This window comes from Glaciecola sp. MF2-115 (assembly GCF_047250385.1).
Lineage (GTDB): Bacteria > Pseudomonadota > Gammaproteobacteria > Enterobacterales > Alteromonadaceae > Glaciecola.
Genome location: NZ_JBLBVM010000048.1, coordinates 74,085 through 90,641, shown reverse-complemented (window position 1 = coordinate 90,641; position 16,557 = coordinate 74,085). Strand labels below are relative to the sequence as shown.

The window sequence follows — 16,557 nt, the reverse complement described above, 5'->3', positions numbered from 1 at the left end:
TTAAACAATCACATCCCTGTGATTGTAAATTTTTGAGGAAGGGAACTTGGTAAATTTCTTCTCTTCAACTTTTGTTGTTACTTAAAATTTTAGTGCTTCGTGCTGGTTTTGCAACTTCATTGATATTAATTTTTCTTAGACAGCGCACTAAATATAAGTTTGCATGCTACCAAACCGCTTTTAGACCTTACAACTTACCCAAAACATCAGCACAACTAACGCTCACCACCAATGTAAGTATCTTATGGCAGAGTCCTTCCCTCAAAAATTTCAAATTTCATGGAAGAAATTTGTAAGCGCGCCATGGATGGCCTCGCAGCGTTTTTTGAGGGAAGGACTCTGCCATAAGGTACGGAATCAACAACCGAAGTAAGTTACGCCAACACCAGCTGACGTAAGGTTCAGCAACACCAACTGTCGTAAGGTACGCAAACATCAAATGACGCAAGATACCGCAACGTCAATTTAAGCAAGGTACAAAACAACAAAGTGCATATGAAAGCAAAGCGACAAAGCAAAAAAAACCCCGCTGAAAGCGGGGTTTCCGATATGCTTTAGACCGAATTACTCAGCAACGATGCTGACATACTTACGGTTTTTAGGGCCTTTAACTTCGAACTGTACTTTACCCTCTACAAGAGCGAATAAAGTATGGTCTTTACCGATACCCATATTGTCTCCAGGGTGGAATTTAGTTCCACGCTGACGAACGATAATGTTACCAGCTAATACAGATTGACCGCCATAGCGTTTTACGCCAAGACGTTTACTTTCTGAATCGCGACCGTTTTTGGTACTACCACCAGCCTTTTTATGTGCCATGAGTAATCGCTCCTATTATGCGTTGATTGCAGTGATTTTCACTTCTGTGAACCACTGACGATGTCCCGTTGTAGAACGACTATGCTTACGTCGACGGAACTTAACTACTTTAATTTTTTCGCCACGACCGTGAGTAACGATCTCAGCTGTAACTTTACCACCAGCAACATAAGGCGTTCCGATTTTTACGTCTTCGCCATTGCTGATCATCAAGATGTTATCGAATTCAACTGACTCACCTGGAGCCACTTCGATCTTCTCAAGACGAACGGTTTGACCTTCGGCCACACGGTGTTGTTTACCACCACTTTGGAAAACCGCGTACATATATTTCTCCGCTCTGCGCATACAAGCGCTTTTATTCAAAAAACAGGGCGCGAATTGTACGTTATGGTTTGCGATCTATCAAGCACAAAACCTAATTTTATTTAGTCTATTTTGAATTAGTCAAAAAAAGCTAAACAAAACAGTCAAAGTCACGCTTATTTGCATCAGTTTTGTACATGCGATTATAGATTAATGTACAATAACGGGCATTAATAATATTGATACAAATTAGGGCCTCGCCGAGTTAAATATGGATTTAGCAAGTATTCAAACACTATCAGCATCAGACATGCAGGCAGTTAACAAACTTATTCAAACGCAAGTTGATTCTGATGTTGCCTTAATCAATCAACTCGGGTTTTACATAGTTAATAGCGGTGGCAAGCGATTACGCCCATTATTAACAGTTTTAGCCGCTCGTGCTTTAGATATTAAGAATGACGAGCATCATACCCTCGCCGCAATTATTGAGTTCATTCATACAGCAACTTTATTGCATGACGATGTAGTTGATGAATCAACGATGCGTCGTGGTCGAGAAACCGCTAATGCGGTGTTTGGTAATCAAGCTAGCGTACTAGTAGGCGATTTTTTATATTCTCGCGCATTTCAAATGATGGTTAGCTTGCAGCGTATGAAGGTAATGGACATTTTATCAGATGCAACGAATCGCATAGCGCAAGGCGAAGTCATGCAATTGATGAATTGTAATGACCCAGATACTACTGAAGACAGTTACCTTGAAGTCATCTACAGTAAGACGGCACGATTATTCGAGGCAGCAACACAATTGGCCGCTATTCTGACTGAGCAAAACGAAGAAGTTGAGTTGGCAATGCAGGCTTACGGCAAGCATTTAGGAACGGCTTTTCAATTAATCGACGACGTTCTTGATTACTCAGCTGAAGCGGATGATATGGGTAAGAATGCCGGAGACGATCTTGCTGAAGGCAAACCAACTCTCCCTCTTCTACATGCTATGTGGAATTGCGAGCCTGCAGATGCAAAATTGATTCGAGATGCTATTGAGAACGCTAATGGCATGCCTCACTTTGATCATATATTAGCTGTCATGCAGGACACAGGGTCGCTAACATACACGCAAGAATGCGCAGAACTCGAAGCTCAAAAGGCTAAAGACGCTCTAAGTATCATTCCCAATAGTGAGTTCAAAGACGCCCTTATCGGTCTTGCCGACCTTTCGGTAAACAGAAGTCACTAAGTTTAATCGAACATGATTTTGGTAAGTACTCCAAACCGGGTGCTTGCCAAGTAATCACTTCCACTGCCAAGTCATTGAGTGAAGCTTCATAGAATCAAAAGTCATTAAACAAAAAAACAATAATTAAAGAACAATTAGGTATAGTGCATTTGAATAAAGCGCATTTAAATAAAGCGCATTCGCTCTATGAACAGCCATAATTGCTTAATATTTTTGGTTGTATCAACCAACTTTAGGTCGCCCATATGCCTAATTTTGTTCAATGGTACTCCACGAAAAAAAGGCATTCGACGAAAGTAGGCTTGCCCATTTTTGTGATAGACATAATGTTGAGTTCGAATAAGGACAAAAACAATAGGAAAACAGAGGAGCAACCAAATAGTCCACTGTTCATAAATAAATGAAATGATTTGTAATGGCACAGCACCATACAAAAGCGTATAAAAGACGCTGTTAAGAATAGAACGTTTCATAAAATCCTTTTAAAAACTTAATCTACTGACGACACTACTTCTCTCCATGAGTTGTGTTTAAACAATAGCAGAATTTTTGCTCAGTAAAAAGCGTTGTTAACCGTTCCTGTACTAAAAAACAAAATTAGTGCGCCCGCGACAAGAAGCAGCATACAAGCGGGCACATTTTCTATGATATTAACTATGGCGTAGCATATGCCCTTTCGCGCATTCGAGCTGCACATACTTAAATACTGAGTTATGGACTTAGTTGCTGTTTAGGCCTTGCTATTTAGACTTTACTGCTCGAATCTAAGCATTTATAACTAGCTAGACCTAACAACTTGAACCTAACTACCTAGCCCTAGCTCCCTAGTCATATTTTCATTACGTTCACGATGAACGATAATATTGTCTTCTATACGAATGCCGCCGAAAGGTCTAAATTCATCCACTACGTTCCAGTTGATAAACTTAGATTGTGCCGAGCCTTTTAGCTTAGCCAATAAACTATCGATGAAATATAATCCTGGTTCAATCGTAAATACTTGCTTGGCTTCAATAGTTCGTGTGCATCGCAAGAACGGATGGTTTTCTGGTGGTGGATTCGGTGTACCGCGATCATCTCCGGCATGTCCTGCAACATCATGCACTTGCAAACCCAAGAAGTGACCAATACCGTGTGGGAAGAATGTATTCACTATCCCATTCTCAATACAATCCTGTGCAGACAGATTTACGACGCCGAAATCATGCAGAATTTGTGCAATGCCAACATGAGCAGCCAGATGAATGTCAACATAGCTCATACCCGGTTTCATTTGCTCACCGAGCTTTATTGTCAATGTATCCACAGCTTTAATTAAATCAGCGAAGTCATGTTGTTTAGCACAGTAGGTACGCGTGATATCAGAAGCATAGCCATGATAGCTGGCGCCCGCATCAATCAGAAAGGTACGAAAATCTTTAGGTGCTACAGCGTCAGTTTGCATGTAGTGCAATATCGCTGCGTTCTCATTCAGCGCAACGATATTGTTGTACGGAACTTCATTTTCGCCTTGTCTCGCCGCTCTCAAGTACGCGCTATTGATATCGAACTCACTCTTTTCATCAAAGAACGCAGTTCTGGCTGCTGCATGAGCACCTACCGCAATGGCATTAGAATGGCGCATACATTCCAGTTCATAATCAGTTTTGTAAGCGCGTTGCCAATGCAAATAGTTTAATGCTCTATCAGGATTTACAAATTCGAAACCGAGAGCTTTTGCCACTTCAATGTATTCGCCGATATAGGCATACTTTATTTTGTCGTATGGTAGATGTTTTTCGACGGCATTAGCCTGTTTGAGATACACAATGTCAAAATGCTCAACCCAAAACTCAGTAGGTTCAGGTGGCACTTTGTGCCAAAAATCCTCTGGGCGGTAAAATATCAACTTAGGTTTGTCGGTACCATTAACCACCAACCAACAGTTAGGGTTATCAACAACGGGCAGCCATGCTTTAAACTGAGGATTTACTTTAAAGGGATAATAATTGTCATCCAAGAACATAATTTTACCTTGTCCCGAATGAATGATAAGTCCATCGATATTCTCTCGCTGAATAGCTTCTAAAGTGCGAGCTTGTAGAACCTTAATATGTTCTGCATAAGATGCTGAGTGGCTTGACATTTTTGTCCTCTTTAATGCTTTAAATTTGGCCTAGGTTGTATACTTTAAGTGCTGTCTTCCTCGACCTAACGTTACTGACTTTGCGTTGAATATTGCGAAGGCTATCATGCTACAGCCAGCTTGTCAGTGAATTAGGAGTAACTAACACTGACTCACTGTACAGCTAAGTATCATCGGCGATGCTAGTTGGGATCTGCATTTGCACTAACTCTCCAAACACAGACTCCTCGATTAATTTAGGGCTTTGCGGCAAATTCATTTCAGACAACTGATGTTGATATATTTGCTTGTATGCCATCACTGCTTTAACGTAATTTCGCGTTTCCTTATATGGGATTGTTTCTACCCACAAGTCTGCGCCAACGGTTTCGCTATTGGGCAACCAGCCTTTTACTCGACTCCAGCCCGCGTTGTAGGAAGCGGTTGCCAAAACCATATTGTTATCCACTTTATCCATCAAGTAGCGCAGATATTTACTGCCTAATTTGGCGTTAGTATTTGGGTTCATCAAAGAGCGATTCGACACTCGTTTATTTTCTAAGTATCTAGCGGTTGAGGGCAAAACTTGCATTAATCCAAAGGCTTTTGCAGATGACACTGCATCACTCATAAATGAACTTTCTCTGCGCGCGATGGCAAACGCCCACTCAGGATCAATTTTATTGCGCTCAGCTTCTTTGGTTAAAATATCAGAGTAAGCCATTGGAAAGCGGCGCGATACATCGTTTAAGTAACCTGAATTGGCGAATGTAAATATGGCTTGGTCGTGCCATCCCCATTGCCCCGCTAGGACTGCCGAGGCCAGTACCTCGTGCTCCGTTAACTGACTTTGCAGAAAGCGCCATTCCACTCTGGCTTCATGAAAACGACCAAGCTCTTTCAATTCGTATGCACGTTTGGCGCTAGGTAGTTGTTCAATACGATGCATTACTGCGCTTTCAATTTCCAGTGGCTGGTTTTGAAAATTAAATGACTGCCCTAGCCTAGCACTGGCAAGAAATCCGTAGTAATGACGCTCGCCAGCTAATTGCTGATATAAATCCTGCGCTTTTTGCTTGTTGTTCAATGCATCATAGCTGCGAGCAAGCCAATATTGATATTCGTTGGCATTCGTTAGCGTTGGTGACGCTTTTTCAATCAAATTAATGATGCTCGACCAATTTTTGTCATTCAACAAAATGGCTAAATGCCAACGCAAAACTTCTGGGTCTAATTCTAAAGATTCGGACTCAATTAGCCATGTTTCAGCATCTTCGTGCTTTGCTATCGCCAAGCTCACGGCGAATTTGTTAGCGACATATGCACGTTGTTCTTCAGTAAATGTGAATTTTTTCTGTGCCTTTTGCCATGTTTGGATCGCCCCGTTTTTATCTCGCCAAATTAAACGGCCTAAACCATACTTAATTATTTCCGTTTCTATTTCCGGATAATTGCCTATGAACTTGCTCAAGCGCTTTACCGTTCGAGGGGACTTTCTTGTTTTGTGCCATAGGTCTGAAAGATATTTTTTCTCGTCTGGCAACAGCGTTCGTAAGTACGAAATAATGGTGTGTTGTCCACCGTTGGCCGCTTTTGCGATGCGTTGCAGGATTAAATCCTCAGTTAACTGACCGTCTGCTTTCCACTTTTTAAAAAGAGGATCACAATCTTTAGGTTGTGATTTGCTCACATTCCATAAGTCAGCAATTTTTGGATATAACTCTTCTTTACTCACTCCATCTTCAAGCTGATAGCGCAAAAACCGGCAAGTTAATTTAATGTCGCCAACTTCTCGATAGAATTCTAAAAATAACTTTTTGCGGTTTTTCTTAGCCAAGTAGCGTAACCAAGGTCTTAAAATCCGACGCTCTGATGGTGTGCCTTCATATTCGCTAAGAAAAGCGCTTACTTGTTCCGCTTTCTTTGTCGTTAAGCCGTTAAGGATTTTAGTTTCTATGAGATAAGGTCTTAACGGGTAATCGCCCAAGTTAATAACGAGTTCCGCAAAATCTTCGTCACTTGTGTACCATGCTTGCTTTTCGATTCTTAAAAATTCGGCGCGTTGGCTTTCCAATTTTTCTTCGAAAGATTGGTTTTCAAAGGAGAGAGCACTATTCGAGAGAGAAATAGTGAATATCAAAACAATAGCGGAAATAAGTACTTTAGCCTTTAACAATGCGGCTCCCATCAAGTTTAGAAGTTAATTAGCTTAAACAAAGAAAAAAATAACTGGTACAATGAGTACTTGAAAACGTAGTATTCGTATCCATGTTGATTACCTAGCATTTTGTTCTATGTTAATTAGTAACATATTATTCAGTATATGGTTCAACAATAGTATAAAACACCTATCGGAAAATGGTGGGCAATCTTAACAATTTCTATCAAGCGTTTTGTAAATGTCACAGGAGAATATAATGATCTTTGAAGGCAAGAGTCTTTCAGTTGCACTGACAGACGACTCTATCGCTGAACTTGTGTTTGATGCACAAGGTTCAGTCAATAAATTCGACAGACAAACTGTTGAAGAACTCGACCAAGCCACAGCAGCCATCGCTGCCTCAAGTGATGTAAAAGGCGTATTAGTCCGTTCAGCAAAAAGTACCTTTATTGTAGGTGCTGACATTACGGAATTTACAGCATTATTTGATATGAACGAGGCAGATATCTTAACGTGGGTTGCAAAAACTTCACAAGTGTTTGACCGTTTCGAAGATTTAGCAGTTCCTACCGTCGTTGCCGTGAATGGTTTCGCGTTAGGCGGTGGCTGTGAAATGGCATTAGCAGGCGATATCCGTGTTGCAGATACAACAGCTAGAATTGGTTTACCTGAAGTTAAATTAGGCTTAATGCCAGGTTTTGGTGGCACAGTTCGTCTTCCTCGCATCATTGGTGCTGATAACGCGCTCGAGTGGATGACAACGGGACGCGATCGTCCTGGTGCAAAAGCTATGCAAGAAGGCGCTATTGACGCGGTAGTTGCACCTGAAGATTTGCACGAAGCAGGTCGCAGCATGCTGAAGGATGCCATAGCAGGCAAACTAGATTGGCAAGCTCGCAGAGCTCAAAAGAAAGCGCCACTAATGCTAAATGAAAATGAAGCCATGATGAGTTTCTCTACTGCAGCAGCCATGGTTGCTGCACAAGCGGGCAAACATTACCCGGCTCCTCATAAAATGGTAGAAACAGTTAACAAAGCGGCTGCTCTTGACCGTGATGGTGCTCTAAAAGTTGAAAATGAAGGCTTTGTAGTTCTTGCAAAAACCGATGCTTGCAAAGCACAAGTCGGTATTTTCTTAGCTGATCAACTGGTGAAGTCGAAAGGCAAGAAAGTAGCTAAAGGCGCAAGCAAAGAAGTGAAGCAACACGCTGTGTTAGGTGCTGGTATCATGGGTGGCGGTATCGCTTACCAAGGTGCGGTTAAAGGCATCAAAACGATCATGAAAGACATTAACCAAGGCGCATTGGACCTTGGTTTAAAAACAGCAGCAGGCATACTTGAAAAAGGCATGCAGCGCGGAAAAGTCGATGCTAAGAAAATGGCGTCGACACTCAACAATATCGTTCCAACTCTTGACCAAAATGCCATTGCAGATGCGGACTTGATTATTGAAGCGGTAGTTGAGAACCCAAAAATTAAGGCCTCTGTGCTCGCGGATACTGAAAAAACCGTTGCTGAAGACGCAATTATTTGTTCAAACACGTCAACTATTTCAATTAACCAATTGGCGAAAAGCTTAAATCACCCAGAACGTTTCTGCGGCATGCACTTCTTCAACCCTGTACATAAAATGCCTTTGGTTGAAATCATTCGTGGCGAGAAAACGTCGGACGAGACTATTAGTGCGGTAGTTGCTTCAACCTTGAAAATGGGTAAAACCCCAATTGTTGTTAACGATTGCCCAGGTTTCTTAGTTAACCGTGTTTTATTCCCTTACTTTGCAGGCTTCAGTCAGCTAATCATTGACGGCGCAGATTTTACTGCCGTTGATAAAGTAATGGAAAAAGTATTCGGTTGGCCAATGGGCCCTGCATTCTTACTTGATGTTGTAGGTATGGATACCGCGGACCATGCGTCTAGTGTTATGTCTGATGGCATTCCAGAGCGTATGCAGAAAATCGATAATGATCCGGTTACTTTGCTTTACAAAGCCGGTCGCTATGGCCAGAAGAACGGTAAAGGTTTCTACGACTTCTCTGTTGATAAACGTGGTCGCCCAACTAAGACAGCATCTGATGAAGCTTACGCTTTATTTGAAGGTCATGTTGCAGCTAATAAAGTATTCGATAAAGAAGAAATTATTGCTCGCGTTATGATCCCAATGGCTAACGAAGCGATTCGCTGTTTAGAGGAAGGCATTGTTGCTAGTGCTGCAGAAGCGGATATGGCTTTACTCTTCGGTTTAGGCTTCCCTCCATTCAGAGGTGGTATTTTCCGTTACATTGAAACCATGGGTCTCGCAAACTTTGTCGAATTAGCAGACAAATATGCAAGCCTAGGTCCAATTTATCAAATTTCAGATGGCGTGCGCGAAATGGCGGCTTCTGGAAAATCTTATTTCTCACAATCAGCCTAAGTCACCAGAGGAGATAAAAATGAAAGATGTCGTAGTTATCGATTGTATTCGTACCCCGATGGGACGTTCCAAAGGTGGCGTATTTAGAAATGTGCGTGCCGAAACATTGTCTGCGCACTTAATGACGAAACTCGTTGAGCGCAACCCAGGTGTTAACCCAGCTGAAATTGAAGATATTATTTGGGGCTGTGTTCAGCAAACCAAAGAGCAAGGCTTCAATATTGCTCGCAATGCTCAGCTATTAACGTCAATCCCAAGAAGCACAGCGGCTGTTACTGTTAACCGCCTATGTGGCTCATCTATGCAAGCCTTGCATGATGCGGCGTCTGGCATTATGTCAGGCCGCGGTGATATATACATGATTGGTGGTGTGGAACACATGGGTCATGTGCCTATGGATTTCAATCTCGACTTCCATCCTGGTATTGCAAAGCATGCCGCTCGCGCATCAGGAAGTATGGGAATGACAGCTGAATTGCTTGGTCGTCAAAACGGTATTACTCGTGAAATGCAAGATGCGTTTGCCGCTCGCTCACACCAGCGCGCTCACAAAGCAACTGTTGAAGGTCGTTGGAACGAAATAGTTCCTATCGAAGGCCATGATGCAAATGGCGTGTTGAAACTCATTGAGCATGATGAAGTAATTCGCCCTGAAACTACCGTAGAGGGACTTGCTGGCTTAAGACCCGTATTTGATCCAGTAAATGGAACAGTCACAGCAGGTACGTCATCAGCCCTCTCTGACGGTGCATCGGCAATGTTAATCATGTCCGCTGACCGCGCAAAAGAGCTCGGCTTAACACCACGAGCGAAGATCCGCGCAATGGCAGTAGCTGGTTGTGATGCGGCAATAATGGGCTTTGGTCCTGTTCCTGCTACACAAAAAGCGCTGAAACGTGCTGGGATGACGATGGAAGACATTCAATTAGCAGAATTCAATGAAGCTTTCGCAGCCCAAGCATTGTCTTGTATCAAGCGCTTAGGTTGGATGGATGAATACGAAGATAAAGTTAACTTAAATGGTGGTGCTATTGCTTTAGGTCACCCTCTAGGTTGCTCTGGTTCACGTATTTCTACAACGCTAATTAACTTGATGGAAGCTAACGACAAAGAAATTGGTTTAGCAACTATGTGCATTGGCTTGGGCCAAGGTATCGCGACTATTTTCGAACGCGTTTAATCGCTAGTATAATGACTAAGGGACGCCATTTATGGTGTCCCTTTTTTTATGTATATTTTCCAATAAGTTCTCTAAATTCTTCTTTTTCTTTAACCGACGAAAAAGCAGTTTTAGGAATGATCAATGCAAGGGTATTGTCCAAAAAAAGGTATAGGTCACCTTTGTTTTCTTCCACCGATTCTACACAAGCCCAAGAATAGAAAGACTGCGTAAGCGTCTGAGTTTCTCGTATGCCCTCTTCGGATATTTCTACCGTTTTTTCTCCAAGCATAATGCCATCTTCTTTTGGTTGCATTTGCCGTTGAAGCTTTATCATGTTGAAGACAAAATTGACGACGAATATCAACGGAAGTATGGCTCCGAAAGCCGCTGAGCTCCAATCAATTGAAAACTTTTCGTTTGTGAAGGATTGAATGGTCAACATGAAAAAAATAACAGCAAAAAACCAAATCACAAAGTTGATCAGAAAAGCGCCCTTTTGACTCTTTTTATCTGACACTCGCTTGAAAGCATATTTCGAATACTCCTTGAAACAATCTAAATCGATCTTAAAACTAACTATTGAGTTCATTTAAGCTCCTATTATGATTACAACACCCTGTTCACGCACACATAAACGCGCACGATTAGCTTAGTGTTCCTTTTGTCTGTTAGCACTTTCACTTTGCCACAAGCGCTTCGTACCAAAAAGATAATAAGCACCATAAACACAACATACAATAGAACTTACCATCCAAAAGGCCATAGAGTTTTGATGTATTGCAGGGCTTGTTGTGAGAAAAGGAAGTATGAGACCAGCCACGCCACGAATTAGATAAACCGCTGTAATTAGTACCAAACAAGTTTTAAGTAATGGTAATTTTACAATGAGTCCAGCTCCAGAAAACGCATAAAGCCCCCATACAGAGAGAATAGAGGCGATAACTAATGTAGCAATGGTTGGGTAAGTGTCTCCATCTGCTGCCATTTGGGCCATTTGCTCACCGGCACCAAAAAACCGATACCAATCTGGGCCGCCAAATATGCAGGCGATATGAAGAAGGGCTGCCAAGATACTTAAGCAGCCCGCTGTAATGAGTAGGTTATTCCGTTGCATGCAAATCCTTTTGGCTTATAGACGCTCACAAATGAGCGTGTTCAAATTCTTCGTTACGGGCTAATTCAAGCACTTAATCAATTGTTAACTCAAGACTCACAGGGCAATGATCTGAACCATGCACATCATTCAATATATCCGCATTTTTTATATTTTGCTTTAATGCAGATGACACCATGAAATAATCGATCCTCCATCCTACATTACGCTGTCTTGCGCCTGCACGATAACTCCACCAACTATATTTTACTGTGTCTGGGTTTACATCACGGAACGAGTCTACATACCCAGCGTCTACTAAGTTATCGATACCATCAATTTCAATTTGTGTATAACCTGCGCTTTTATTGTAATTCGGCTTTGGTCTGGCAAGATCTATGTCTTTATGTGCGGCGTTTAGATCACCGCAGACGACGACTGGTTTTGTTTTTTCAAGCTCTTTTAAGTAAGTCAAAAAGTCGGCATCCCATTGCTGGCGATAAGATAAACGCTTTAACTCACTACCAGAATTCGGTGTATACACAGTCACTAAGTAGAAGTCTTTAAACTCTGCACACAATACACGGCCTTCTTGATCGTGTTCTTCAATACCAATATCACGGCTAACATCGATGGGCTTAACTCGAGATATAATACTCGTGCCTGAATATCCCTTCTTCACCGCTGAATTGGCGAATATATGATAACCTTCAACTTCACATAGTGCCTCAATCACTTGTTCATCTTGCGCTTTCGTTTCTTGCAAACACAGCACGTCGCAATCCATTGATGCAAAAGACTGCATAAAGTCTTTTTTCATTACAGCGCGAACACCATTTACGTTCCAAGATACTAGTTTCATTTATTTCTCCACAAGATTACTTTTGATTCAGCGTGCTTTCGAGTTTCTCGAATTTAAAATTTTGCGAAATAATAGCTTCGCAAATTAATAGTCGCGTGAGCATTGTATAGAATCGACAGTCAATGCCAAGTGATAGTGGTGTGTCCTAGTAGAAAAAATGTATCAAAAAGGACATGCACATTTTCCGTACACTCGCGTTCCTGTTATTGGATGATCAAACTCTAGCTTCTCTGCATGCAATAAGAGTCGACTTGAAGCTTGATGGCTTTGAGCTGTTCCGTAGAGATCACAGCCGAGAATTGGATGCCCTAAATATTGGCTGTGAATACGCAGTTGGTGCGTGCGACCTGTTTTCGGATAAAACATCACACGACTGGCATTAGGTTCATTTGAGCGCTCGATAACTTGATAGTCTGTGAGCGCTTGCTTACCGCTAATTTGACATACTTTAAGGCGCGGAAACAACTTCGGATCTTTGGCAATGGCTGCGCTTATTTGCCCACGCTCATCATCAAGATGCCCATTTAATATGCTTTGGTAAATTTTGGTGACCGTACGTAATTGGAATTGCCTTGCTAAATTGGCATTGGCTGCTTTATTTAATGCCACCAGCATAATGCCTGAAGTACCCAGATCGAGCCTGTGTACCATGCTTGCAGTAGGATATTCCTGAATTAATCGATAATGCACCGAGTCATTGTTTAAGGGGTTTTTACCTGAAAGCGACAACAAACCGCTGGGCTTGTTTATTAATAAAAAATGCTCTTCTTCGACGAGTACTTCTATTTCTTGCATGCAAGGAGGAGCAACAAAATCATCTACGATGCTATTCATGCTCAATTCCATCTACAGTGCATATTGAGATCACTTCCCTGCAACGAATTCTTGCCAAGAATTTAGTACATTACTGAAGTCTTCTAAGCCACAGCCGGATATGGATTCCTGATCATACAATTCTGTGCCTTCGGGCAATTCGATTGGCGCATCAACGTCCAAAATTTTTGACCTAACTTCAACTTCATATGGGTCAAGCGACAAATTAATATCATTTCCTTCCAAAACAAATTCTTTGATTTCCTTGCTTTGCAATTGCTCAATTGCCTCGAGTATGCTGGAAATCTTACTTTGATCATCTCCCAGCTCTTCTGCAAACCAATGAGAGAAAATCTCGCTGCCCATATCGAATTGAGCAATGGGTTTACCTTGTTGATCACGCACAAATTGATAATTCATAAATATCTCAAGGTTAACAGTCATCACTTTGAGCGATAACAGACTGGTTCGAGTAAATTTCGCCTTTTTCTTCAAGATGAGTTAGATATACTCGGACATCAAACTCTATTTGATGATAGTCGGGTAACATGTGCTGACAAAGCTGATAAAAGGCTTTGTTATGCTCCTTCTCCTTCAGATGAGCAAGTTCATGCACCACAATCATATTTAGAAATTCTATCGGCGCATTCTTAAATAAAGTGCTGATACGAATTTCATTTTTGCTTTTCAATTTGCCGCCTTGAACTCGCGATACAAAGCTATGCAAACCTAGCGCATTATTAACAACGTGAATTTTCTTATCGAATATAACCTTACTCAAAGGCTGTGACTTTTTAAGGTACTGATTTTTTAAGCTCATCACATAATCGCGCAAGGCTGCGTCATTGGGAACATCATTAACCGTCGGGTATTTCTTCAGTAAATAAGCTGTTAAGCGATCCTGCTCCAACAACTGTGAAATTTGATGCTGCAGGTTAGGAGCATATGAAGCCAAATATTTTAACGAAGACACGTTGTCACTATTTATATTTGTGAATGAGGCCTTAGTTTACTCCGCTAACGATAGACTGTCATTAGCTGCTTATGCCACTCCAGCTTATATTGCATAGTTTACGCTTTGTGTTTATGCTTTTGGATTCAAAGCAAAACCTACTTCCAAGGAGTGACTACTATGTCTGGGTGGAAAGTGCCTTTCTCAATTCGCACCTTGCTTATCATAACCCTATGCACATCCCTTATTGCCTGTAATCAACAGCTGAATTCTGAGCATAGTACTTCTACCACTAAAGCCGCTGTCGCGATGCCTGACAGTTATAGTGCCGATGTAGCCCGAGATATTTTGCAAAAAGGAGGAAATGCAGTTGATGCTGCAATCGCGGCTCAGTTTGTATTGGCGGTTACTTTACCAGAAGCAGGAAATATTGGTGGCGGTGGTTTCATGCTTGTCTATAAGGATAAGAAAGCCGATTTCATTGATTATCGAGAGCAAGCGCCATTAGCAGCTCATAGAGACATGTATTTAGATGAAAACGGAAACGTTATTCCTAATCAATCCGTTTATGGCGTCCTTTCTACCGGTGTTCCGGGCACAGTTGCCGGTATGTGGTTAGCACACGAAAAGTATGGCACCTTGCCGTGGAGTGAATTAGTTCAACCTGCAGTTACCTTAGCAGAGCAAGGCTTTATTGTTCATCCTAAATTAGAACGGTCGATTGCACGATATGCTAAGAAATTAGAGAAACGTAATATCAATGTCAATTTTAATGACTATTTTGGCGCAGCAACTGCGAATGAATTATTTAAGCAGCCAGAGCTAGCGAGCACACTAACTCGCATAAGGGATCAAGGGAGAGACGGTTTTTATAAAGGCAAAACGGCTCAAATCATCAGTGAATTTATGCGCAAAGAAAATGGACTCATCACCGAGCAAGATTTGCTTTCATATCAAGCAAAGAGCCGCGCAGCGATTAAAGCAAAATGGCGTGACTATGAAATATTGACTTCACCACCGCCAAGCTCTGGGGGAATCGCTATTCTTCAGTGGCTAAAAATGTACGATCTGTTAAGCGAAAAACAAACTAGTTTAGAACCAAACTCTACACCATACATACATCTCTTAGCAGAGATAGGAAAACGAATTTTTGCTGATCGTGCGGAGTACTTAGGTGATCCAGACTTTATATCAGTTCCTGTCAAAGAACTCCTCTCAGATGACTATATTGCGATGCGCAGCCAAGGCATTTTGCGAGATCAGATTTCAGTCACTGAGAATATCAAACCGGGATTGAAAGAGAGAGAGCAAACTACGCATTTTTCTATTTTAGATAAATGGGGCAATGCCGTTTCCAATACTACGACCATTAACATCACTTTTGGAAGCGGCGTAATTGTAGAGGGCGCAGGTTTCATACTCAACGATGAAATGGACGACTTCAGTGTTAAACCAGGTGTCGCCAATGTTTTTGGCGCTGTTGGTGGTCAAGCTAATGAAATTCAAGCAAAAAAACGCATGTTGTCTTCAATGGCCCCTAGCATGGTTTTGCAAGACCATGATGTCGTGATGGTGACTGGTGCGCCAGGTGGAACAACAATAATCAGTTCCGTATATTTATCAATCTTGAATGCTCTTGAGTTTGGAATGCGCGCTGAAGAAGTAGTAAATAAGCCTCGCTTCCATCACCAATTATTACCTAAAAACGAAATACGTCATCATGCAGGGCTAGATGCACAAGTCATCACAGAGCTCGAAGCAATGGGTTATACCCTTCGAGAATCAAGGTTTGGCGACTTGCAGGTGATCATCGACACACCACAAGGGCTAGAAGCGGCGTCAGAGGCTTATGGGAGGGGGATATCCCTAGTATTCTAAGCACTATGCGATATAAAGTAGAATTACAAGCTCAATGTAACAAATTTAGATTCAGCCACTTTTCACCTTAACTTGGAGCGACATTCATGCGGGACAATATCATTCGATTTCTAGGCAGTATTTGCGCATCTGTATTTGCGATCCTACTCACAGTAGGACTATTAGATTTAATCTGGTTCACGCTCATATCTGGTGACTGGTATAAAACAGAAATGAACGGCCTATTAAGGGAGAATTTTATCTTGTGGCCTTGGCTGATATTCTATTTGCTATATGGTTGCATCACATTCATCCTCGCCGTTGTTCCCAATCGAGACAAACCGCTCTACTACGCCGGCATTGATGGCGCCTTACTAGGTTTAGCCAGTTACGGTGCTTATAACTTAACGAATTATAGTATCTTGGAAGGCTTTTCCCTTTTAATCATGATGATCGATTGGATTTGGGGAGTGTTTCTAACAAGCACAAGTGCTTTGTCTGGATGGTTTGCTTTTCAATTAATGCGAAAAGATAAGTGAGTACAAACGTGTACTCATAAAAAAATTGCAACAGGAGTTGATGACAAGCTATTAAAAAACCAAAATTGTCATGCTTCCTGCCAAAATTGACACTGTAGCAAATGATAGTTTAATGAATAGAATGGAAGGGTTAGTAATTTAGAATACTAATTACTATCATTTTATAGTTGAACATTTGCTAACTCGGCTCTATCCCCCCTATTTGCAGATAGTCAGAACAACATACT

At 41.7% G+C, this 16,557-nt stretch carries 15 protein-coding genes; 5 read left to right on the top strand and 10 right to left on the bottom strand.

Features of this window, described 5'->3' with window-relative positions; genetic code table 11:
- Positions 1–564 precede the first annotated feature (564 nt).
- Complete coding sequence (gene rpmA, locus ACKLNX_RS08060; protein WP_411693346.1) at positions 565–822, bottom strand: 50S ribosomal protein L27; 258 nt, start codon at positions 820–822, stop codon at positions 565–567.
- Positions 823–837: 15 nt separating this feature from the next.
- Positions 838–1,149, bottom strand: a complete 312-nt coding sequence (rplU, locus tag ACKLNX_RS08055; protein WP_411693418.1) for a 50S ribosomal protein L21 — start codon at positions 1,147–1,149, stop codon at positions 838–840.
- Between the two features lie 250 nt (positions 1,150–1,399).
- Between rplU and ispB the strand changes: the two genes are divergently transcribed.
- Positions 1,400–2,371, top strand: coding sequence for an octaprenyl diphosphate synthase (gene ispB / locus ACKLNX_RS08050; RefSeq protein WP_412971943.1), 972 nt, complete (start codon positions 1,400–1,402; stop codon positions 2,369–2,371).
- 802 nt (positions 2,372–3,173) lie between these two features.
- On the opposite strand, the gene pepQ is transcribed toward ispB, so the two are convergent.
- Together pepQ and ACKLNX_RS08040 are read right to left on the bottom strand one after the other, a co-directional pair.
- The gene (pepQ, locus tag ACKLNX_RS08045) at positions 3,174–4,496 is read right to left on the bottom strand and encodes a Xaa-Pro dipeptidase (RefSeq protein WP_412971942.1); all 1,323 of its coding nucleotides are present in this window, start codon (positions 4,494–4,496) and stop codon (positions 3,174–3,176) included.
- 163 nt (positions 4,497–4,659) lie between these two features.
- Positions 4,660–6,651, bottom strand: a complete 1,992-nt coding sequence (locus ACKLNX_RS08040; RefSeq protein WP_412971941.1) for a transglycosylase SLT domain-containing protein — start codon at positions 6,649–6,651, stop codon at positions 4,660–4,662.
- A gap of 241 nt (positions 6,652–6,892) precedes the next feature.
- Here ACKLNX_RS08040 and fadB point away from each other — a divergent pair, with 241 nt between their 5' ends.
- Positions 6,893–9,052: a fatty acid oxidation complex subunit alpha FadB gene (fadB, locus tag ACKLNX_RS08035; RefSeq protein WP_412971940.1), complete on the top strand. Its 2,160-nt coding sequence runs from the start codon at positions 6,893–6,895 to the stop codon at positions 9,050–9,052.
- A gap of 19 nt (positions 9,053–9,071) precedes the next feature.
- Positions 9,072–10,232, top strand: a complete 1,161-nt coding sequence (fadA, locus tag ACKLNX_RS08030) for an acetyl-CoA C-acyltransferase FadA (protein ID WP_411693351.1) — start codon at positions 9,072–9,074, stop codon at positions 10,230–10,232.
- A gap of 46 nt (positions 10,233–10,278) precedes the next feature.
- Here fadA and ACKLNX_RS08025 read toward each other — a convergent pair whose 3' ends face one another.
- From ACKLNX_RS08025 to ACKLNX_RS08000, 6 genes are all read right to left on the bottom strand, one after another.
- The gene (locus tag ACKLNX_RS08025; protein ID WP_412971939.1) at positions 10,279–10,803 is read right to left on the bottom strand and encodes a YcxB family protein; all 525 of its coding nucleotides are present in this window, start codon (positions 10,801–10,803) and stop codon (positions 10,279–10,281) included.
- Between the two features lie 60 nt (positions 10,804–10,863).
- Entirely contained in the window at positions 10,864–11,328 is a 465-nt protein-coding gene (locus ACKLNX_RS08020) for a hypothetical protein (RefSeq protein ID WP_412971938.1), read from the bottom strand.
- A 73-nt stretch (positions 11,329–11,401) separates the two neighbouring features.
- Entirely contained in the window at positions 11,402–12,169 is a 768-nt protein-coding gene (locus ACKLNX_RS08015; protein ID WP_411693354.1) for an exodeoxyribonuclease III, read from the bottom strand.
- 162 nt (positions 12,170–12,331) lie between these two features.
- Complete coding sequence (locus tag ACKLNX_RS08010; protein ID WP_412971937.1) at positions 12,332–13,003, bottom strand: RluA family pseudouridine synthase; 672 nt, start codon at positions 13,001–13,003, stop codon at positions 12,332–12,334.
- Between the two features lie 30 nt (positions 13,004–13,033).
- Positions 13,034–13,402: a YacL family protein gene (locus ACKLNX_RS08005; protein ID WP_412971936.1), complete on the bottom strand. Its 369-nt coding sequence runs from the start codon at positions 13,400–13,402 to the stop codon at positions 13,034–13,036.
- A 13-nt stretch (positions 13,403–13,415) separates the two neighbouring features.
- Positions 13,416–13,955 carry a YgjP-like metallopeptidase domain-containing protein gene (locus ACKLNX_RS08000; protein WP_412971935.1) on the bottom strand — a complete coding sequence of 180 codons (540 nt, stop codon included), beginning with the start codon at positions 13,953–13,955 and terminating at the stop codon, positions 13,416–13,418.
- A 159-nt stretch (positions 13,956–14,114) separates the two neighbouring features.
- Between ACKLNX_RS08000 and ggt the strand changes: the two genes are divergently transcribed.
- Entirely contained in the window at positions 14,115–15,812 is a 1,698-nt protein-coding gene (gene ggt, locus ACKLNX_RS07995) for a gamma-glutamyltransferase (protein ID WP_412971934.1), read from the top strand.
- An 86-nt stretch (positions 15,813–15,898) separates the two neighbouring features.
- A complete protein-coding gene (locus ACKLNX_RS07990; protein WP_412971933.1) occupies positions 15,899–16,330 on the top strand; it encodes a DUF2177 family protein in 432 nt (143 codons plus the stop codon).
- Positions 16,331–16,557: the final 227 nt, after the last annotated feature.

Bases quoted from the DNA above. Each gene is read 5' to 3' on its own strand.
- ACKLNX_RS08005 (WP_412971936.1), bottom strand. From the start codon at position 13,402: ATGAATTATCAATTTGTGCGTGATCAACAAGGTAAACCCATTGCTCAA.
- ACKLNX_RS08010 (WP_412971937.1), bottom strand. From the start codon at position 13,003: ATGAATAGCATCGTAGATGATTTTGTTGCTCCTCCTTGCATGCAAGAA.
- rpmA (WP_411693346.1), bottom strand. From the start codon at position 822: ATGGCACATAAAAAGGCTGGTGGTAGTACCAAAAACGGTCGCGATTCA.
- fadA (WP_411693351.1), top strand. From the start codon at position 9,072: ATGAAAGATGTCGTAGTTATCGATTGTATTCGTACCCCGATGGGACGT.
- ACKLNX_RS07990 (WP_412971933.1), top strand. From the start codon at position 15,899: ATGCGGGACAATATCATTCGATTTCTAGGCAGTATTTGCGCATCTGTA.
- pepQ (WP_412971942.1), bottom strand. From the start codon at position 4,496: ATGTCAAGCCACTCAGCATCTTATGCAGAACATATTAAGGTTCTACAA.
- ACKLNX_RS08015 (WP_411693354.1), bottom strand. From the start codon at position 12,169: ATGAAACTAGTATCTTGGAACGTAAATGGTGTTCGCGCTGTAATGAAA.
- ACKLNX_RS08025 (WP_412971939.1), bottom strand. From the start codon at position 10,803: ATGAACTCAATAGTTAGTTTTAAGATCGATTTAGATTGTTTCAAGGAG.
- ispB (WP_412971943.1), top strand. From the start codon at position 1,400: ATGGATTTAGCAAGTATTCAAACACTATCAGCATCAGACATGCAGGCA.
- ggt (WP_412971934.1), top strand. From the start codon at position 14,115: ATGTCTGGGTGGAAAGTGCCTTTCTCAATTCGCACCTTGCTTATCATA.
- fadB (WP_412971940.1), top strand. From the start codon at position 6,893: ATGATCTTTGAAGGCAAGAGTCTTTCAGTTGCACTGACAGACGACTCT.
- rplU (WP_411693418.1), bottom strand. From the start codon at position 1,149: ATGTACGCGGTTTTCCAAAGTGGTGGTAAACAACACCGTGTGGCCGAA.
- ACKLNX_RS08020 (WP_412971938.1), bottom strand. From the start codon at position 11,328: ATGCAACGGAATAACCTACTCATTACAGCGGGCTGCTTAAGTATCTTG.